Origin of the sequence: Rhodovulum bhavnagarense (assembly GCF_004343505.1) — a bacterium.
GTDB lineage: Bacteria > Pseudomonadota > Alphaproteobacteria > Rhodobacterales > Rhodobacteraceae > Rhodovulum > Rhodovulum bhavnagarense.
In genome coordinates, this window is record NZ_SLXU01000004.1 from 44,313 (window position 1) to 62,404 (window position 18,092).

The following is an 18,092-nucleotide window of genomic DNA, read 5'->3' on the forward strand; positions in this document are numbered from 1 at the left end:
GGGCGCTGCCCCCGTCGCCCGTTCGGGCGACTCCCCCGGGGTATTTGACCCAAGAAGAAGGTCAGGGGCGTTCGATCGCGATGGCCGTGCCTTCGCCACCGCCGATGCAGATCGCGGCGATGCCGCGTTTGAGGCCGCGTTTTTCGAGGGCGTTGAGCAGGGTGACCATGATGCGCGCGCCCGACGCGCCGATCGGATGGCCCAGCGCGCAGGCGCCGCCATTCACGTTGACCTTGTCGCGGGGCAGGCCCATCTCGTGCATGAAGGCCATGGGAACGACGGCGAAAGCCTCGTTGACCTCCCACAGGTCCACGTCGTCGGCGGACCAGCCGAGTCTGGCCAGCAGTTTCTGCGCGGCCGGGACCGGGGCGGTGGTGAACCAGCCCGGGGCCTGGGCATGGCTGGCATGGCCCAGGATGCGGGCGCGGACCGGCAATCCGCGCGCCTCGGCCGCTGCGCGGCTCGCCAGGATCAGGGCCGCGGCCCCGTCGGAGATAGAGGAGGAATTGGCCGGGGTGACCGTGCCGTCCTTGCGGAAGGCGGGCTTGAGCTGGGGGATCTTTTCGGGGCGGGCATTTGCGGGCTGTTCGTCCTCGGCCACCACGGTGTCGCCCTTGCGGGTGGTCACGGTGACCGGGGTGATCTCGCCCTCGAACGCGCCAGAGGCCTGCGCGGCGCGCGCGTTGGAGAGCGAGCCGAGCGCGTAGTCGTCCTGGGCCTCTCGGGTGAACTGGAACTTCTCGGCGCAATCCTCGGCGAAGGTGCCCATCAGGCGGCCCTTGTCATAGGCGTCTTCCAGACCGTCGAGAAACATGTGGTCGATCACCTGGCCGTGGCCGATCCGGGCACCGGCGCGCATCTTGGGCAGCAGGTAGGGGGCGTTGGTCATGCTTTCCATGCCGCCCGCGCAGATCACCTGCGCGCCGCCCAGCGCCAGCTGGTCATGCGCGAGCATCGCCGCCTTCATGCCCGAGCCGCACATCTTGTTCAGCGTGGTCGCGGGCACCTCTTGGCCGAGGCCGGCGTGAAACCCCGCCTGGCGGGCGGGCGCCTGGCCCTGGCCGGCGGGCAGGACGCAGCCCATCAGGAGTTCATCAACGGTTTCGACGCCCGCGCCCGCCATCGCCGCGCGGATCGCGACGCCGCCCAGCGTCGATGCGTCAAGGCCCGAAAACACTCCCTGGAATCCGCCCATCGGTGTTCGGGCCGCGCCGCAGATCACAACCTCGTTCATCTCTTTCCTCCCAGATCGGACAGACCCAGCCTTACCGAATGGTAAGGATTGGCGTCTAGCCTCATCGTCACCGAGAAAGGAGATGGCGATGGAATTGTACAGTGAAACCCGTGACAAGACGCTGGTGGTCACCGTTGCAGAGGCCCGGATCGATTCCGCCGTGGCAATCCGGTTCAAGGAACGGATGCGCGACCTGGCATCGGGCGGGCATGGCCGGGTCTTGCTGGACCTGTCGCGAGTCGGGTTCGTCGATTCCAGCGGGTTGGGCGCCGTGGTCGCGGTGATGAAGCTGTTGGCGCCGGAATGCCGGCTGGAGCTGTGCGGACTGACGCCCACCGTTGCCAAGGTATTTCGCCTGACCCGCATGGATCGTGTGTTCACGATTCACGAGGATTGCGCCGCCGCCCTTGCGGCGCAGACCACATGCGGATGAGCGGTTGCATCACCCTGAACGGTGGCGGAACCGCGGCCCGTTGGGGCGACCGGCTCTGTTTGCAGTTCATGTCCACGCCGCGGGCGGTACGTCGCGCCCTGCTCGGGATGCGTGAGCATTACGAGAGGCGGCTTGGGCCAGGGCAAAGTCTCGACCTGGTCGAAACGGTTCTGGCCGAAGCGTTGAACAATATCGGCGAACATGCCTACACGCCCGCAGCACCCGGCAGGGTCGAGATGCACCTGTCGCGCATCGGGGATGGTCTGGCGGTCGAGTTGCGGGATCGCGGGGCCGCGATGCCGGGCGGGCGGGTGCCCCGTGGCGGGCTACCGCCCGAGGGTGCGTTGCCGCCAGAGGGGGGGTTCGGCTGGTTCCTGATCCGGACGCTGGCCGAGGACCTGCGGTATTGCCGTCACGGGGATGAAAACCGGCTGCACCTGCTGGTTTCATTACGAAAGGACAAGACCTGGTGACGAGGCATCTTGCCCGGAAATCGTCACATTGGCTCCAAGGATGGGCCGCAATGCAGGGCTAGACAGAAGCTGTAGCTGCATAGGCTTCCCTCGGCGCCGCGTTAACAGCCCCCACCCAGTGCGCGGCGTCGAGGTCCATCCCCCAGCGATCCGGTGCAAATCGCGTTGGCAAGGCCGCCCCTGCGGCTTAGGGTCAGGCCACCGTGATCGAGGAGAAGAGGATGCGCGATTTCCAGATGCCCGGCCGTTCGGCCGTCTTTGCCATGAACGGCATGTGCGCCACCTCGCATCCGCTGGCGGCAAAGGTCGCCGTGCAGATGCTGGAGGCAGGTGGAAACGCGGTGGATGCGGCGATTGCGGGGGCTGTCCTGCTTGGAATTTGCGAACCTCAGATGACCGGGATCGGCGGCGACTGTTTCGTTCTGGTCAAACCGGCGGGCGAGGACAGGATCGTGGCGCTTAACGGGTCGGGCCGTGCCCCGGCCGGGTTGGATGCGGCCGCGCTGCGTGCCCGGGGATTGGGCGTCATGCCCACCGATACCGCCGATGCCGTCACGGTGCCCGGCGCCATCGATGCCTTTTGCCGGCTTTCACGCGATTGGGGTCGGGCCGGGCTGAAGGCCAGCCTTGCCCCCGCGATTCATTATGCCGAGGCGGGCGTGCCGGTCGCACCGCGCACTGCCTTTGACTGGGGCCGGGCCGAGGGCCACCTCAAGGGCGCCGCACGAGACCACTACCTGTTTGCCGGTGTTGCGCCGCACCCCGGCCAGGTCTTTCGCGCCCCGCAACAGGCCGAGGTTCTTCGCCGCGTCGCGATGGAGGGGCGCGCGGGCTTTTACGAGGGCGAGGTGGCCGAGGACATGGTTGCCTCGCTGAACGCACTTGGCGGCAGTCATACGCTTGAGGATTTCGCGGCGACTGCCTGCGACTATACCGATCCGATCAGTGGCCCCTACAAGGGCGTGGACCTGGTCGAGCATCCGCCCAACGGCCAGGGGGCCACCGCGATCCTGATGGCCAATATCCTGAGCCATTTTGACTTGCCCGATATGGACCCGTTAGGCGCGATGCGTGCCCATATCGAGGCCGAGGCCGCGAAACTGGCCTATGACACACGCAACCGTTTTCTCGCCGATGCGGACCACATCACGCGGCTGGCACATATGCTGTCCCCTGAAACGGCGCGGAAACTGGCGGGGCTGATCGATCCGGACCGCACGATGGAAAACCCCGCCGCCCTGTCCGAGGCAGTCCATCGCGAGACGATCTATATCACCGTGGTCGATCGCGACCGCATGGCGGTGTCGCTGATCTATTCGATCTTCCACAGCTTTGGTTCGGGGCTTGCGTCCGACAAATTCGGGATCAACTTTCAAAATCGCGGCGCGGGCTTTTGCCTGGAACAGGGCCATCCAAACGAGGCGGGCGGCGGCAAGCGCCCGATGCACACCATCATTCCTGCCATGCTCAAGAAGGATGGCAAGATCCTGCTACCTTTCGGCGTGATGGGGGGGGCCTATCAGCCCAACGGCCATGCGCGCATCCTGACAAACCTTGTAGATTACGGGATGCACCCGCAACAGGCCATCGACGCGCCGCGTAGCTTTGCCGATGCAACGGGCCTGTTGGTCGAGCGTGGCTATGGCGAGGATGTGCGCGCCGCGCTGGCCGCCAAGGGGCACAAGGTCGTGACGCCCGATTCGGCCATCGGCGGGGCGCAAGCGATCCTGATCGACGATGAAACAGGAGTACTGCAAGGCGCGTCCGACCCACGCAAGGATGGCTGCGCACTGGGATACTGAGCGCGCAGGCGCTTAGTTCAACTGGAACTGAAGGTTGTAGTGATCGCCCTCGAACTCGCCGAAAAGTTCAGGCAGGTCGGGGTGTTCGACCGGTTCGCCCGTATCGTCGGGCACAAGATTTTGTTCGGAAACGTAGGCAACATAGTAACTGTGGTCGTTCTCGGCCAGAAGATGATAGAAAGGCTGGTCCTTTCGCGGGCGGCTATCCTCTGGGATCGCGTCATACCAGTCGTCGCTGTTCGAGAACCGGGCATCGACGTCGAAAACCACCCCGCGGAAGGGATGCTTGCGGTGGCGGACCACCTGGCCCAGATGATATTTCGTTCGCGTCGTATGCATCACGTTGTGCCCCCTGCCGGCCGAATGTAAGCCGGGCCAGGGGGGCTGTCCATGCGACGGCACAATTTTCCGGGAAACAGATTGTGAACCTTGTTCTGACAGTTCTGGAAATCGTTGCACCGGTTTTTCTGTTGGCGGGCATTGGCTTTACCTGGGTCAAGCTGGGGCTGGAATACCGGGTGCAATTCGTTACCCGGCTGGCAATGTCACTGGCCGTTCCCTGCCTGATCTTCACCGCCCTGATGAAGACAGAGATCGAGCCGCAGGCATTGAGCACGCTGTCATTAGCGGCGGCGCTATCCTACGGGGCCGTGGCGATTCTGTCCCTGGCCGTTGTTGTCTTGGCGCGGCTGGACCGGCGCACCTATCTTGCACCGATCGTCTTTGGCAATACCGGCAACATGGGGCTGCCGCTGGCGCTGTTTGCCTTTGGCGAGGCGGGGTTGGGTTATGCGGTGGTCGTCTTCGCGGTGATGGCGATCTTTTCGTTCACATTCGGGGTCTGGCTGGTCTCGGGCGGCGGCTCGCCCGGCAAGGCGCTGCGCGAACCGCTGGTTGGCGCCACGCTCCTGGGGGGGCTGTTCCTGTGGCAGGGCTGGCAGACACCGCCCTTCCTTACCAATACCCTGGACCTGATCGGCCAGATGGCGATTCCGCTCATGCTGCTCACGTTGGGCGTGGCGATCGCGCGGTTGCATCCGGGCCACCTGCCGCGTGCGCTCTGGCTATCGGCGGTGAAACTTGTGCTGTGCCTCGGGGTCGCGGTGGGCGTGGGGGTGTGGTTCGCGCTGCCGCCCGTGCCTTTCGCTGTCCTCGTGCTGCAAATCTCCACCCCCGTGGCGGTTACCTCTTACCTTCTGGCCGAGAAATACGGCGCCGATGCCGAGGCGGTGGCGGGTCTGGTGGTCGTATCAACGCTGATTTCGGTGCTGGCACTGCCAGTCACTCTCGCATTTCTGATCTGACCGGCGGGGTTTGACGTTTTCCCCGAACCGTTTTTCCTCTACCCTGTGCAAAACAAAAATCGAGCGAGGGGCAGATGAGCAGGATCCTTCTCGTGGCGCTTTGCCTGGTTCTGGCCGGGTGCGGCGGTGGCTACAAGGGCGCGCCGCGCAACCTGGACAATGCCTGTGCGCTGGCGGCGGAGCGCCCGAAATACATGCGCGCCATGCAAAAGACCGAACGCCGCTGGGGCGTGCCAGTGCATGTGCAGATGGCCATGATCCATCAAGAAAGCAAGTTCGACGGCCGTGCCCGTACCCCGCATCGCTATGCGCTGGGGATCATTCCGATGGGGCGACAAAGCTCGGCCTACGGGTATTCACAGGCGTTGGACGGCACCTGGGAGGATTACCAGCGCGCCACCGGCAAGCGCCGCGCCAAGCGCACCGATATCGGCGATGCAACCGATTTCATGGGCTGGTACATGACCCAGACGAAAAACAGGCTGGGCATCCCCCTGACGGATACGCGCAACCAGTATCTCGCCTATCACGAGGGCCAGACCGGCTATGCGCGGGGCACCCATAACAGCAAGGGCTGGCTTTTGGCCGTGGCGGACAGGGTCGACGCGCGGGCCGACACCTATGAACGCCAACTCAAGAGTTGCCGCCGCTGGTAAGCGCGGTCAGTTCTCGCCGGTACGGCGCCGGGTTTCCCCGACGATGTCGAAAAACCGCGTGGGCAGGTCCATGCCGGTCTGCATCTGGTCAAGGATGACGGTGGTGGGCTGACCGGTGCCATCGGTGATGATCCATTGCCGCAATTCCACCGGGTCGTCGGAAAAGACCAGCGCGATCTTGCCGTATTCGGGATGGGCGGGGTCCTGCGCGATGACGCGGGTGGCATCGGCATCGCCGTCATGGCCCACGACCATCTGCGCAGCGGCGAAATCCACCCTTGCCGCAAGGATCACGCTGAGCGGTGTCTGGTCCAGCGGGTATTGCTCGGGGGGCTGGTTGGACTTGTCATCAAAGATCGCCACCCGGCCACTGCCCGCGATCACGAGCGCCTTGTTCGGCGGGTCGTATTCGAACCGCGCCTTGCCCGGCCGTTTCAACATCAGCCTCCCGGTCGAGACCGAGCCATCCGCATTGACCTGGGTGAATGCGGCCTGGGCCGTGGCAAAGCTGTTGAAATAGGCCGAAATCCGCGAAAGCTGGATCTTTTCCGCAAGCGCCGGACCGGCGATGCCAGCGGCGAACACGGCCGCGCCAAGAGCAAGGGCAAAACGTTTCATGGCACCAATCTAGGCGCGCGCTGAAGGCTTTGCACCTGCCAATCGCTCACATCAACGTCACCCGATCTCAGCCCTGTTCGGGCACCAGGATCTCGCGCTTGCCGACGTGGTTGGCGGGGCTGACGACGCCCTCTTCCTCCATCTGTTCGACCAGGCGGGCGGCCTTGTTGTAACCGATCGCCAGCTTGCGCTGGATGTAGGAAGTGGAACATTTGCGATCCTTGAGAACGATCGCGACCGCCTGATCGTAGAGCGCATCGTCCGAACTGGTGTTTCCGCCCAGTCCCAGCACCGCGTCAATATCGCTTTCCTTGTCCTCGTCGGGACCGTCCAGGACGCTGCCGACATAGTCGGGCGGCCCGAACGCCTTGAGGAAGGTCACGATTTCTTCGACCTCCTCGTCGCTGACAAAGGGACCGTGGACGCGGGAAATGCGCCCGCCGCCGGCCATGTACAGCATGTCGCCCATGCCCAGCAGTTGCTCGGCGCCTTGTTCGCCCAGGATGGTGCGGCTGTCGATCTTGCCTGTCACCTGGAAGGAAATCCGGGTGGGGAAGTTCGCCTTGATCGTGCCGGTAATGACATCGACCGAGGGGCGCTGGGTGGCCATGATCAGGTGGATGCCCGATGCCCGCGCCATCTGGGCAAGCCGCTGGATACAGGCCTCGATCTCTTTCCCTGCGACCATCATCAGGTCGGCCATCTCGTCGACGATCACGACGATGTAGGGCAGGGTCTCGGGCAGGAATTCCTCGGTCTCGAAAACGGGTTCGCCCGTTTCGTCGTCGAACCCGGTCTGCACCGTGCGCTTGAACATCTCGCCCTTGGCCTGCGCATCGAGCACCCGGCCGTTATAGCCCTCGATGTTGCGAACGCCCATCTTGGACATCTTGCGATAGCGTTCCTCCATTTCGGCCACGACCCATTTCAGCGCGACGACGGCCTTTTTCGGGTCTGTGACCACGGGCGACAGCAGGTGCGGGATACCGTCATAAACCGACAGTTCCAGCATCTTGGGGTCGATCATGATCAGACGGCATTCATCCGGCGACAGCTTGTAGAGCAGCGACAGGATCATCGTGTTGATCGCAACCGACTTGCCGGACCCGGTCGTGCCCGCGATCAACAGGTGGGGCATCTTGGCCAGGTTCGCGACCACCGGTTCGCCACCGATATCCTTGCCAAGCGCGAGCGGCAGCCGCATCGAGGTGTCCCCGAATTGACGCGCAGACAGGATCTCGCGCAGCATCACCTTTTCACGGTTGGAATTGGGCAATTCGATCCCGATCACGCTGCGCCCCGGCACGGTCGATACACGCGCCGACAGCGCCGACATGCTGCGCGCGATGTCATCGGCCAGCCCGATCACGCGCGACGCCTTTAGCCCCGGTGCGGGTTCCAGTTCGTACATGGTGACGACGGGGCCGGGGCGAACCGACACGATTTCGCCCTTGACGCCGTAATCATCCAGCACGTTTTCCAGCATCCTTGCGTTTTCTTCCAGCGCCTCGTCGCTGAGATGCAGGCGTTCGACCGTCGAGGGGCTGCTCAGCAGTGAAAGCGGCGGTGTCTCGTAGAGCTCTGCGAGCTCTGCACCCTCGTCGAATTTCAGGGCGGGCTGGGCCTCTTCGATCGCGCGGCGCGAGGGTTGCACGGTTTTGCGCGGCGGGTGCTGCACCACCTTGCGCGGCTCTGCCAGGGGAATGGCCGGGCGCGGCATGGCCGGTTGCGCAAAAGGTTCGATGACGGCATCGGACAGCGGCGCCTCGGCCTCTGGCTCAATCTCCGGGACAGGCGCAGCGGCGGTCAGGGGCGGTTCGGCCACAAGGCGGTCATTCAGGATCAGCGGCTGTGGACCGCGACGGCGCAGCGGCGGTTCGGCGCGCGCGGCCGGCGCGACGCGGCTCTGGCGTGCGCGCGACTTGATCACGTCGGCAATCCGCGCCTTGATCCGGTCTTCCGACAGCGGGTCAAGGTCGCCATCGAGTGCGGGCAGTTCGGGTTCGACCAGCTCTGGTTCGGGCACCTCGTCAGGCACCCGGCGCATCAATGCCGGCATCCGGGCAAACAAACCCGCGCGCGGGCGCGGCGCGGGGTCTGCGGGCGCAACGTCATCGGCATGAACAGGCGGTTCGGCACGCGTAACGCGCGATGTGGCGGCGCCGACAGCAGCGGGCGCGGGCCCTGCCACGTCAGCGGCACGGGCGCGTCGTTCTTGCAGGCGGGTCTGAAACGCCTCTGCCCCGCGCAGCGCCCCGTCCATCGCCCCGCGCGCCGATTTCCCGGCAAGGCGGCGCAGCCCCTCGTAGGTCAGGATCACCCCGATCACGATCAGCCGGGTAAAGCGACGGAGCTCGGCCCGATCCAGCCCCAGAACGAACAGCATCATGGCCAGCGTCGCAAGCCATACAAGCCCCGCCAACAGCCGCAGCCCCAGCACCGTATCCACCGGCGCAAGATTGAGAAGAGCACCCAGAACGGTATCACCGAAAAGCCCGCCCATACCGAAACTATGGGTCCAGGACGCAGGCGGCACATGTGTCGAGGCATAGACCGCCGCCAGCGCCACGGCGATGGGGGCAAAGATCATCCGACTGAACAGCCGTTCTTCGCCCCAATGGCCGACAAGGCGCACCCCCCAGGCCGCAGGCACAAGGACCAGCCCCCAGGCGCCCCAGCCAACCACGATGAACAGCGGCGCGGCCAAAGAGGCCCCGAAATGACCCAGCAGATTCTGCGCAGGCGCATCGGTAGCCGACAGCCAGCTTGGATCGTCCGGCACGTAAGAGCCGAGGATCATCGCCAGCACAAGGGCAATCCCCAGAAGCGTGAACCCCAGCAATTCCTTGCCGCGCCGCTCGATCGCCTCTTGCATCGTGGCATCAAGCAACGGTTCGCGATCCTTGATCTGGTAAGACGCCATAGCCTGAAATCCTCACCCGTAGAGGCAGTCACGCAGCCGTGTCAGCCCGTGCCGCATTTCTTGTTCTGGGGCGACCATCGCGACGCGGATATAGCCCGCGCCGGGATTGCCGCCGTTCACGTCGCGCGAAAGATAGGCGCCGGGCAGAACCCGCACGCCGGTCAGCCGCCACGCCCTGAGCGCGGCCTCTTCGCCGTCATCCACCGGCAGCCACAGGAAAAACCCCGCCTGGGGCGCGCAATAGCCAGGCACATCGCCAAATATCTCATCCGCGATAAGGTATTTACGCTGATACAGGGCACGATTTTCCCGCACATGGGTCTCATCCGCCCAGATCTTTTCGGCCACCCGTTGCAGCGGCAACGGCAGAGGCGCCCCGGCATAAGAGCGCAACAGCTTTATCCGGCGCAAGGATTCGGGACCGCCCGCCAGAAAGCCAGAGCGCAGGCCGGGCAGGTTGGACCTTTTCGAAAGCGAATGAAATATCACCAGCCGCTCGGGATCGGCGCCGATTTCACGAGCGGCCTCCAGCGCGCCGGGAGGGGGTGCATCGCGGTAAACCTCGGAATAACACTCGTCGGCGAAGACCTGGAAATCGTGTTTCTCAGCCAACCGAAGCAGGTCTTTCCAATAGGCCTTGTCGGCCACCGCGCCTTGCGGATTCGAGGGCGAACAAAGATAGGCAATCGCCGTGCGGTCCAGCACCTCGGCGGGCAATGCCGCGTAATCGGGCAGAAACCCGCTTTCGGCCGCGGCAGGCACATAGACGGGTTCGGCCGCCACCGCCAGCGCCGCCACCGCATAGACCTGGTAGAAAGGGTTGGGCGTCAGGATCACCGACCGTTGGCCCTGTTTTCGTTCCGGGCACAGCGCAAGCGCGGCGTTGAACAGTCCCTCGCGCGTGCCGTTCAAGACGGCAATGTTACGGTCAGGGTCAAGCATCACACCATAACGTCGGACGATCCAGTCGGTGATCGCGGCGCGCAATTCAGGCGTGCCCTCGTTGGGGGGGTACTTGCCGAACTCGTGGGCATGTTCGGCCACGATCCCCGCCACCCATGACGGAAAGGCATGTTGCGGCTCGCCGATGGTCATGTGAATCGGCGCGCCCCCCGGACCGTGACAGTCCAGAAGGCGGCGCAGCCGCGGAAAGGCGTAGTCTGGCAGGTTCGAAAACCGCTCGGGAAAGGTCATGGACCCTGACTTGATGTTGTGTCTGCCTCAATCCGGGGTCGTTTCGGACCGCCCCGTTTTGCGCAACGATACTCCCTGCGCGGGGGCGGGTCCAGAAACCGGGCGCCGCCGGCACTGTGCCGGCGGCAGAATGTGGCATTTAGGCCAGAGCCACCTCTGCCGCGGCCCCCAGCCGCAACAGCCGAGCCTCGGACATCGGCGCACCCATCAGCGAAATCCCCGTCGACGCTATCCCGGTCGGAATCGTCAGAACCGTCGCCCCCATCAGGTTGCCGATCCGGGTATTGCGCAGCGCCAGGAGGTTTTCGGAAACGAAGAAATCGGGATCGGCCAACAGCCGGGCCACGTTCGGCGGCAGGATCGGACAGGTCGGCAACACCACCGCGTCAAACCCCGCGATGCGCCGCACCCAGTCCGCGCGCAGCCGGTCAAGCCTTTGCCATGCGGCCACGTAATCCGTCCCCGCGTGATCGCGCCCGCCGCGAAAGCGTTTCAATATCTCGGGATACATACGCTCGGGCGCGGCCTCGATCACGTTTTCCCATGTCCCGTAGGCCTCGGTGGCAAACAGCACACCCGAAAGCGCCATCGCGTCGGCCACCTCGGGCGCGGCGCGCCATTCCAGCGTGGCCCCGGCCGCCGCCAGCCGCGTCAGCGCATGTTCAAACCCGGCGCGGGGGGCCTCGCGCAGACCGTCCAGCGCGACGGTTTCCAACACCATCAACCGCGCACCGTTCAGCGTCGCGCCGCGCAGATCGGCAGGTCTGCCCCCCTCAAGCGCGGCCAGCAACAGCGCGGCATCCTCCACGGTTCGGGTCAGCGGGCCGACCGTGTCGAATTTCGGCGCCAGCGGCACGACGCCCGCCAGCGGCAGCCGCCCCGCCGTGGTCTTGAGCCCCACGAGATCGTTCCAGACCGCGGGCACCCGGACCGACCCGCCAGTATCGGACCCGATCCCCGCCGCGGCCAACCCGAAGGCAACCGAGGCCGCCGCCCCAGAGGACGACCCGCCCGGCGCGGCCTGCGGGTCATGAATGCAGGGCGGCGTCGCGGTCATCGGGTTCACCCCCAGCCCCGAGAAGGCCAGTTCGGTCATGTGCGTTTTACCCAGGCAGACCAGCCCTTGCGCGGTGACAGTATCCAGAACGGCGGCATCACGCCCCGGCACCCGGCCGGCCAGCAGGGCAGAGCCTGCCTCGGTTGCCACGCCGGCCGTATCGAAAAGGTCTTTCCAAGACACCGGCACACCATCCAGCGGGCCCAGCCGGCGGCCCGCCCGTGCCCGATCCCGCGCCGCCGCGGCCTCGGCCAGGGCGCGGTGGGGCGTGGTGCGGGCATAGATGCGGTCGCCATGGTCATGGCTGGCAATCGCATCCAGGAAGGCGGCGCACAGCTCCATCGGGTCGATCTGCCCCGCGCCGATCCCCCGGCCCAACTCGGCCGCGCTCATCTTTCGCCAATCCATGCCCGCCCTCCGTCTGCAACGGGGCGAGGCTAGCGGGCAAGGGCGTTATGGACAATCCCGCGCGCGCGGCCATATTGCAGGGCATGACATACGATTCCGACATCCTGATCGTGGGCGGCGGGCTGAACGGCCCCGCGCTGGCCCTTGCGCTGGCCCAGGGCGGCCTTTCGGCAACCGTGATCGACGCGCTGCCCGCCGCGACCCATGCCGATGACGGTTTCGACGGGCGCGCCTATGCGCTGGCGCTGGCCTCCATGCGGCTGCTTGAGGCGGTGGGCATCTGGCGCGATGTCGGGATGCGCAGTCAGCCGATCAACCGCATCGTCGCATCCGATGGGCACGCGGGCGAGGGACCCGCCCCCTTTTTCCTCGACTTCCACCACGGCGAGATCGAGGAAGGTCCGATGGGCTACATGCTGGAGGACCGTTATCTGCGCCAGGCCTTGCTGGCAGCGATGCAGACCGCACCGGGGGTGACCTTGATATCGGGGCAAACCGTGGTGGCCCAGGCGCCCGACGCAACCGGCGTTACCGTGACACTGGCCTCGGGCAAGACGCTGCGTGGGCGGGTTCTGGTGGGCTGCGACGGGCGCAGGACGGGCACCGGCACCCGGGCGGGGATCAAGCGGACGGGCTGGGATTACGGCCAGACCGCACTGGTCTGCGCCGTCGCGCACGAACACCCCCATAACGGCGAGGCGCACCAGTTCTTCATGCCGGCCGGACCGCTGGCGATCCTGCCGCTGCCGGGCAATCGCAGTTCGATCGTGTGGAGCGAAACCCATGCCGGCGCCGCCGCGATCCAGGCGCTGGACGACGAGGGCTACCTGGCCGCGCTGCGCCCGCGTTTCGGCGATTTCCGTGGCGAGATCTCGTTGACCGGCGCAAGGTTCGCCTACCCGCTGAACCTGACGCTGGCCAATTCCTTCGTCGCACCGCGCGTGGCGCTCTTGGGCGATGCGGCGCATGGGGTACACCCGATTGCGGGACAGGGCCTCAACCTTGGGTTGCGCGACGTGGGCGCGCTGGCCGAAGTCCTGGTCGAAGCGCGCCGCCGCGGAGAGGATATCGGTGCGAGCGATGTGCTGGAACGATACCAGACCTGGCGACGGTTCGATACCGTGCTGATGGCGGCCGGGACGGACGCGGTAAACAAGCTGTTTTCCAACGATAACCCTCTACTGCGACTGGCGCGCGACCTCGGAATGGGGGCGGTGAGCGCGGTTCCGGGCCTGCGCCGCCGTTTTATACGCGAGGCGGCAGGACTGAACGGAGACTTGCCGCGTCTGATGAGCGGGCGCGCGTTGTAGAGACATCAGCCGCTTTCACCCCGGCAATAGCGGGGGCGCACGGCCGGGGGTTTCACCCCCGGACCCCCAGGGTATTTTTCCAAGAAGAAGGACGGGCCGAGACGCGGCGGCGTCAATCCAGCCTGCGAGCCTCGTCGACCAGCATGATCGGAATGCCACCACGGATCGGGAAGGCCAGGTGTGCAGCCCGCGAGACCAGTTCCTGACGCTCGGCATCAAAGGCCAGCGGCGCATGGGTCACGGGACAGACAAGCGATTCCAGCATCTTGCGATCGGTATGGGGTGTTTCGGTCATTGCATCGTCTCCTCGTTGCTCCCGCTGCGGAGCGCGAATTCGATCAGGGTCACCAGGGTTTCGCGCCGGGTGGCCAGCGAGGGGGCCTCCAGAAGGGCCTGCCTGTCCTCGGGTGCGAAAGGACAGAGCATGGAAAGCGAGTTGATGAGCAATTCGTCCTCGGCCTCTTCGAGACTGTCCCAGTCGGTCGACAGGCCCCGGCTTTCGAAAAAGCGGGACAGGAGCGACAGGAAAGGCTTGCGGAGGAAACCCGGATCGGTTTCGCAGGGGCCCATGTCGCGCTCGAACCCGTCCCAGGAAATGTCGGCCTTGAGATAGGGGGTAAAACCGGACTGTTCGCCCAGCACACGGTAGCGCGAGATACCCGAAAGAGTGATCATGTAGCGTCCGTCCTCGGTTTCCGAGAAGGCCGTCACGCGGCCCGCGCAGCCAATGGATTGCAGTTTGCGCCCCGATCCGCCCGGCCCTTCGCGCGGCTGGATCATGCCGATCAGCCGATGCGGGGTTTTCAGCGTGTCATCCAGCATCGCGAGATAGCGCGGCTCGAAGATGTGCAGCGGCAGGCGGGCGCGCGGCAACAGCAACGCCCCCGGCAGCGGGAAGACGGGGATGGTGTCGGGAAGGTCGGGCGCTTTGAGCATGACTGGCAAGCTAGGACGCGCCTCTCGTCAGGCAAATATCATCGATGAAAGTTTCCTGCGGCCTTTGAGCACGATCGGGTCTTGGGGTTTGAGCGCGTCGAAGATCGTGAAGAGCTGATCCTTGGCCGCCCCCTCGTTCCAGTCGCGGTCGCGGCGGAACAGGTCCAGCAGCTGGTCGACTGCCTCTTCGACCTGGCCCGCGGCATGCAGCGCCTTGGCCAAGTCGAACCGGGCCTGATGGTTGTCCGGGTCGTGATCGACAGCGGCGCGCAACTCGTCCACCGGCCCGGCCTCGGCAGCTTGGCGGGCCAGTTCGACCTGGGCGCGGGCGGCCTCGATCTCGGGGGCGCTGACGATCTCGCGCGGCACAGCGGCAAGCAGTTGTTCAGCCTTTTCGGTCTCGTTCAGCACCAGGTGGGCGCGGATCATGCCACCATGGGCGGCGGCATTCGCGGGATCCTCGCCGAGGATCGCGGCAAAGGTCTGGACAGCATCGACCACCGCCCCCTCGGCCAACATCTCTTCGGCAGCCGCGATCGCCTCGTCGAGGCCATTACCGCCGGCTGCCTGCACCACGCGGTCGATGAAAGACGCGAGTTCGGAGGCCGGCAGCGCCCCCTGGAAGCCATCGACCGGCTGGCCGTCGACAAAGGCATAGACCGTCGGGATCGACTGGATGCGCAACTGTGCGGCGACCTGCTGGTTCTCATCGACATTGATCTTGACCATGCGGACCTTGCCCTTGGCCGCAATCACCGCCTGTTCCAACGCGGGGCCAAGCGCCTTGCAGGGGCCGCACCAGGGCGCCCAGAAATCGACGATCACGGGCACCTCGCGCGAGGCGTCGATCACGTCCTGCATGAAGGTCGCCTCGCCGATATCCTTTATCAGGTCGTTTTGCGGCGCCGCGGCGCCGTTACCACCAAGTTCCAGCATGTCCTCTTCCCCGCTTGTCAGAGATTTGCGCCTTATATGTGCTGCTTGTGACCAAAACCCAAGGGTGGAATCCTAAAGATCGAAACTCGCAAGGACCGGGACATGGTCACTGGGCTGATCCCAGCCGCGGGCGGCGCGCAGGATGCGGCTGGAATGGGCGGCGGCGGCGATATCGGAGCTGGCCCAGATGTGATCCAGCCGGCGCCCCTTGTCGGCGGCATCCCAGTCGCGGGCGCGGTAGGACCACCAGGAATAGAGCTTGCCCTGCGGAATGTCGGCGCGGGTGACATCCACCCAGCCGCCCGCCTCTTGCGCGCCGCCCAGGTGTTCGACCTCGATCGGCGTATGGCTGACGACCTTCAGCAACTGCTTGTGCGACCAGACGTCATCCTCGCGCGGGGCGATGTTGAGATCGCCCACGAGGATCGCCCGTTCCGGCGCGTTTTCGTGGAAAAAGTCGCGCATGCCGGTCAGGTAGTCGAGCTTTTGACCGAACTTCTCATTCACGGCCCGGTCGGGCACGTCGCCGCCCGCGGGGACGTAGAAATTGTGAACCGTCAGTCCGTTTTCCAACCGCGCTGCGACGTGCCGGGCGTGCCCAAGGCCGGCGAAATCCAGATCGCCCGCATCGGCAAGCGGCAGGCGCGACAGGATCGCGACGCCGTTATAGCCCTTTTGCCCGCGCGCCACGACATGCCCGTAGCCCAGGTCGCGGAATGCCTGCAGCGGCATCTTTTCGACCGGGCTCTTGCATTCCTGCAGGCACAGGATGTCCGGGGCCTGTTCGGACAAGAACCGGCACACCAGCCCCGCCCGCAGCCGGACCGAGTTGATGTTCCATGTGGCGATCGTAAGGGGCATGGGCAGGTTCCCGAATGTGGGGTCAGGCTGAACGCGCCAGCGTGGCGTCGATCTGACCCACTACCGGGGCCAGGTCGCCATCGCCGCGCAGCTCGGCGATCTTGGCCCGATACCAGTCCACCGCACGGTCATGCAAGCCGCGCAACTCGGGATCGTTCATGAACTGGTCCAGCCAGGCCCCGACCGCGGCGTCATAGCGGCGGATGGTGGTGTCCTCGACATGGTTCAGGTCGAATTTGCGCCAGTAATCCCAGCCCATGGTCTGGGACATGTGGTTGACCCGGCCGCGGGCCCGCTTGACCAGGAAGGTATCCGCCGCCCTCAGGGCATAGTGGTTGACCTGCGCGATCTCGAAAGAGACCTGGGCGCCCTGGGGTTCGGTCCGCACGAAGGGCGCGCCACCGGGCAGAACGACCCTGATCCGGTCGGCCCAGTCATCTGCGGGGATCGGGGCATGTATGCCCACCCGACTGAACCGGTCAAGCCCGGTAAAAAGCGATTTCTTGAACTTGCCCGCCTTGGGTCGCCGGTCGGGGGCGTGTTCGGCCAGGGTGAACTGTTGTGTAACCGGCCGATCCTCGAACGCCTGCACACCGCTGGGGCCAAAGACACGCCACGGCACCGAAATGACATCCGCATCCGGTCCCGATGCCTCGACCAGGGCGCGCACCGATCCGTCGCCGACATGGATGTTCAGGAACTCGTCCGCATCGCAGACGAAGATCCAGTCGGCCTGCTTGACCTCGCCATAGCGGCGCGACTGTTTCAGCGCCGAGCGCTGGATACCGGCGCGCGGCCATATGCGGGTGGCGTGATGGCGCACCAGCCCGCGCGCCTGCAGCGCCAGCAGCATCTCGGTGGTGGTATCCTCGCAGTCGTTGCTGCAAACCACCATGTGGTCAAAGCCCAATGCCTTGTAATGGGCCACCCATTCAAGAATGAACGGACCCTCGTTCTTCATCGTGGAAATCACGGTATAGCTCTGCCGCGCCATGCCCCATGTCCTGCTCGTTTCGTGGCTCTGGCGGTTACGCCAGTTTGCATCGGCGCGCAGAATCACAAAAACGCGCCCCGCGCACAAGCGCAGGGCGAACGAAAGAGGCCCGCAGGTGCCGACCGTGGCCTTTGCGACTCAGGCGACCAGCCGGTAGCCGCCCGATTCCGTCACCAGCAGGCTGGCATTGGACGGGTCGGGTTCGATTTTCTGGCGCAGGCGGTAGATATGGGTTTCCAGGGTGTGGGTGGTCACCCCCGCGTTGTAGCCCCAGACCTCGTGCAGCAGAACGTCGCGCGCCACCACGCCCTCGGAGGCGCGGTAGAGGTATTTCAGGATGTTGGTTTCCTTCTCGGTCAGCCGGATCTTGCGGTCGTTCTCGGTGATCAGCATCTTCATCGCCGGCTTGAACGTGTAGGGGCCAAGCTGAAAGATCGCGTCCTCGGATTGTTCGTGCTGACGCAATTGCGCCCGGATGCGGGCCAGAAGGACGGGAAACTTGAAAGGCTTGGTGATATAGTCGTTCGCCCCCGCGTCCAGCCCCAGGATGGTGTCGGCATCACTGTCATGGCCGGTCAGCATCAGGATGGGACATTTCACCCCCTGTTTGCGCAGCAGGCGGCATAATTCCCGGCCGTCCGTATCGGGCAGGCCGACATCGAGGATAACCAGGTCGTAAAGCGCCTCTTTCGCCTTGGCCAGGGCCTGTGCCCCGCTATCGGCCTCGAAGACATCGAAATCTTCGGTGGTGACGAGTTGTTCGCTCAACGCTTCGCGCAGGTCGTCATCATCGTCGACCAGCAGGATTTTCTTGAGGTTACTCATGATGCGTCCTCCCCGTTGCCATGCGCCACAGATGTGCGCGCAGCCCCCCCACCCGCAAGTATTGCGACAAGGATTTCACGCAAGCGTGTGGCACAGGCGGGTTTTGTTTCATATCTGTCAGACTTGGC

General features: G+C 65.1%; 18 protein-coding genes. 6 read left to right on the plus strand and 12 right to left on the minus strand.

The window, feature by feature from the left end; translation table 11 throughout:
* Positions 1-61: 61 nt before the first annotated feature.
* Positions 62-1,234: a thiolase family protein gene (locus tag EV663_RS06255; protein ID WP_132950935.1), complete on the minus strand. Its 1,173-nt coding sequence runs from the start codon at positions 1,232-1,234 to the stop codon at positions 62-64.
* Positions 1,235-1,322: 88 nt separating this feature from the next.
* Here EV663_RS06255 and EV663_RS06260 point away from each other — a divergent pair, with 88 nt between their 5' ends.
* The 3 genes from EV663_RS06260 (at position 1,323) to EV663_RS06270 (ending at position 3,942) form a co-directional block, all read left to right on the plus strand.
* Positions 1,323-1,667 (plus strand): STAS domain-containing protein, encoded by a 345-nt coding sequence (locus EV663_RS06260; RefSeq protein WP_132950936.1) that lies wholly within the window; start codon positions 1,323-1,325, stop codon positions 1,665-1,667.
* The gene (locus tag EV663_RS06265; RefSeq protein WP_165910143.1) at positions 1,664-2,140 is read left to right on the plus strand and encodes an ATP-binding protein; all 477 of its coding nucleotides are present in this window, start codon (positions 1,664-1,666) and stop codon (positions 2,138-2,140) included. The genes EV663_RS06260 and EV663_RS06265 overlap by 4 nt, the downstream gene beginning before the upstream one ends.
* A gap of 221 nt (positions 2,141-2,361) precedes the next feature.
* Positions 2,362-3,942 carry a gamma-glutamyltransferase family protein gene (locus EV663_RS06270; RefSeq protein WP_132950938.1) on the plus strand — a complete coding sequence of 527 codons (1,581 nt, stop codon included), beginning with the start codon at positions 2,362-2,364 and terminating at the stop codon, positions 3,940-3,942.
* A 12-nt stretch (positions 3,943-3,954) separates the two neighbouring features.
* On the opposite strand, the gene hspQ is transcribed toward EV663_RS06270, so the two are convergent.
* On the minus strand, positions 3,955-4,281 hold the full coding sequence (gene hspQ, locus EV663_RS06275; RefSeq protein WP_132950939.1) for a heat shock protein HspQ: 327 nt from the start codon (positions 4,279-4,281) through the stop codon (positions 3,955-3,957).
* Positions 4,282-4,364: 83 nt separating this feature from the next.
* Between hspQ and EV663_RS06280 the strand changes: the two genes are divergently transcribed.
* Positions 4,365-5,246 (plus strand): AEC family transporter, encoded by an 882-nt coding sequence (locus tag EV663_RS06280; protein ID WP_132950940.1) that lies wholly within the window; start codon positions 4,365-4,367, stop codon positions 5,244-5,246.
* 74 nt (positions 5,247-5,320) lie between these two features.
* Positions 5,321-5,902: a transglycosylase SLT domain-containing protein gene (locus EV663_RS06285; RefSeq protein ID WP_132950941.1), complete on the plus strand. Its 582-nt coding sequence runs from the start codon at positions 5,321-5,323 to the stop codon at positions 5,900-5,902.
* Between the two features lie 6 nt (positions 5,903-5,908).
* On the opposite strand, the gene EV663_RS06290 is transcribed toward EV663_RS06285, so the two are convergent.
* From EV663_RS06290 to EV663_RS06305, 4 genes are all read right to left on the minus strand, one after another.
* Complete coding sequence (locus EV663_RS06290) at positions 5,909-6,520, minus strand: LolA family protein (RefSeq protein ID WP_132950942.1); 612 nt, start codon at positions 6,518-6,520, stop codon at positions 5,909-5,911.
* A gap of 67 nt (positions 6,521-6,587) precedes the next feature.
* A complete protein-coding gene (locus EV663_RS06295; protein ID WP_132950943.1) occupies positions 6,588-9,443 on the minus strand; it encodes a DNA translocase FtsK in 2,856 nt (951 codons plus the stop codon).
* Positions 9,444-9,455: 12 nt separating this feature from the next.
* The gene (locus EV663_RS06300; protein ID WP_132950944.1) at positions 9,456-10,637 is read right to left on the minus strand and encodes an aminotransferase class I/II-fold pyridoxal phosphate-dependent enzyme; all 1,182 of its coding nucleotides are present in this window, start codon (positions 10,635-10,637) and stop codon (positions 9,456-9,458) included.
* Between the two features lie 139 nt (positions 10,638-10,776).
* Positions 10,777-12,102, minus strand: a complete 1,326-nt coding sequence (locus EV663_RS06305) for an amidase (protein WP_132950945.1) — start codon at positions 12,100-12,102, stop codon at positions 10,777-10,779.
* 83 nt (positions 12,103-12,185) lie between these two features.
* Here EV663_RS06305 and EV663_RS06310 point away from each other — a divergent pair, with 83 nt between their 5' ends.
* A complete protein-coding gene (locus EV663_RS06310; RefSeq protein WP_132950946.1) occupies positions 12,186-13,412 on the plus strand; it encodes an FAD-dependent monooxygenase in 1,227 nt (408 codons plus the stop codon).
* Positions 13,413-13,524: 112 nt separating this feature from the next.
* On the opposite strand, the gene EV663_RS06315 is transcribed toward EV663_RS06310, so the two are convergent.
* The 6 genes from EV663_RS06315 to EV663_RS06340 all read right to left on the minus strand — a co-directional run bounded on the left by EV663_RS06315 (position 13,525) and on the right by EV663_RS06340 (position 17,964).
* On the minus strand, positions 13,525-13,707 hold the full coding sequence (locus tag EV663_RS06315; RefSeq protein ID WP_132950947.1) for a Trm112 family protein: 183 nt from the start codon (positions 13,705-13,707) through the stop codon (positions 13,525-13,527).
* Positions 13,704-14,348, minus strand: a complete 645-nt coding sequence (locus EV663_RS06320) for an LON peptidase substrate-binding domain-containing protein (protein ID WP_132950948.1) — start codon at positions 14,346-14,348, stop codon at positions 13,704-13,706. Before EV663_RS06320 ends, EV663_RS06315 begins: the two co-directional genes overlap by 4 nt.
* A gap of 27 nt (positions 14,349-14,375) precedes the next feature.
* Positions 14,376-15,284, minus strand: a complete 909-nt coding sequence (trxA, locus tag EV663_RS06325; RefSeq protein WP_132950949.1) for a thioredoxin — start codon at positions 15,282-15,284, stop codon at positions 14,376-14,378.
* Positions 15,285-15,356: 72 nt separating this feature from the next.
* The gene (locus tag EV663_RS06330; protein WP_132950950.1) at positions 15,357-16,145 is read right to left on the minus strand and encodes an exodeoxyribonuclease III; all 789 of its coding nucleotides are present in this window, start codon (positions 16,143-16,145) and stop codon (positions 15,357-15,359) included.
* A 22-nt stretch (positions 16,146-16,167) separates the two neighbouring features.
* Complete coding sequence (locus tag EV663_RS06335) at positions 16,168-17,139, minus strand: glycosyltransferase family 2 protein (RefSeq protein ID WP_132950951.1); 972 nt, start codon at positions 17,137-17,139, stop codon at positions 16,168-16,170.
* A 138-nt stretch (positions 17,140-17,277) separates the two neighbouring features.
* Positions 17,278-17,964 carry a response regulator transcription factor gene (locus EV663_RS06340; protein ID WP_132950952.1) on the minus strand — a complete coding sequence of 229 codons (687 nt, stop codon included), beginning with the start codon at positions 17,962-17,964 and terminating at the stop codon, positions 17,278-17,280.
* Between the last annotated feature and the right edge of the window lie 128 nt (positions 17,965-18,092).

Coding starts and splice junctions, on each gene's coding strand:
- EV663_RS06310 (WP_132950946.1), top strand. CDS start 12,186: ATGACATACGATTCCGACATCCTGATCGTGGGCGGCGGGCTGAACGGC.
- EV663_RS06255 (WP_132950935.1), bottom strand. CDS start 1,234: ATGAACGAGGTTGTGATCTGCGGCGCGGCCCGAACACCGATGGGCGGA.
- EV663_RS06270 (WP_132950938.1), top strand. CDS start 2,362: ATGCGCGATTTCCAGATGCCCGGCCGTTCGGCCGTCTTTGCCATGAAC.
- EV663_RS06305 (WP_132950945.1), bottom strand. CDS start 12,102: ATGGATTGGCGAAAGATGAGCGCGGCCGAGTTGGGCCGGGGGATCGGC.
- EV663_RS06330 (WP_132950950.1), bottom strand. CDS start 16,145: ATGCCCCTTACGATCGCCACATGGAACATCAACTCGGTCCGGCTGCGG.
- EV663_RS06295 (WP_132950943.1), bottom strand. CDS start 9,443: ATGGCGTCTTACCAGATCAAGGATCGCGAACCGTTGCTTGATGCCACG.
- trxA (WP_132950949.1), bottom strand. CDS start 15,284: ATGCTGGAACTTGGTGGTAACGGCGCCGCGGCGCCGCAAAACGACCTG.
- EV663_RS06300 (WP_132950944.1), bottom strand. CDS start 10,637: ATGACCTTTCCCGAGCGGTTTTCGAACCTGCCAGACTACGCCTTTCCG.
- EV663_RS06290 (WP_132950942.1), bottom strand. CDS start 6,520: ATGAAACGTTTTGCCCTTGCTCTTGGCGCGGCCGTGTTCGCCGCTGGC.
- EV663_RS06340 (WP_132950952.1), bottom strand. CDS start 17,964: ATGAGTAACCTCAAGAAAATCCTGCTGGTCGACGATGATGACGACCTG.
- EV663_RS06320 (WP_132950948.1), bottom strand. CDS start 14,348: ATGCTCAAAGCGCCCGACCTTCCCGACACCATCCCCGTCTTCCCGCTG.
- EV663_RS06335 (WP_132950951.1), bottom strand. CDS start 17,139: ATGGCGCGGCAGAGCTATACCGTGATTTCCACGATGAAGAACGAGGGT.
- EV663_RS06265 (WP_165910143.1), top strand. CDS start 1,664: ATGAGCGGTTGCATCACCCTGAACGGTGGCGGAACCGCGGCCCGTTGG.
- EV663_RS06315 (WP_132950947.1), bottom strand. CDS start 13,707: ATGACCGAAACACCCCATACCGATCGCAAGATGCTGGAATCGCTTGTC.
- EV663_RS06260 (WP_132950936.1), top strand. CDS start 1,323: ATGGAATTGTACAGTGAAACCCGTGACAAGACGCTGGTGGTCACCGTT.
- EV663_RS06285 (WP_132950941.1), top strand. CDS start 5,321: ATGAGCAGGATCCTTCTCGTGGCGCTTTGCCTGGTTCTGGCCGGGTGC.
- hspQ (WP_132950939.1), bottom strand. CDS start 4,281: ATGCATACGACGCGAACGAAATATCATCTGGGCCAGGTGGTCCGCCAC.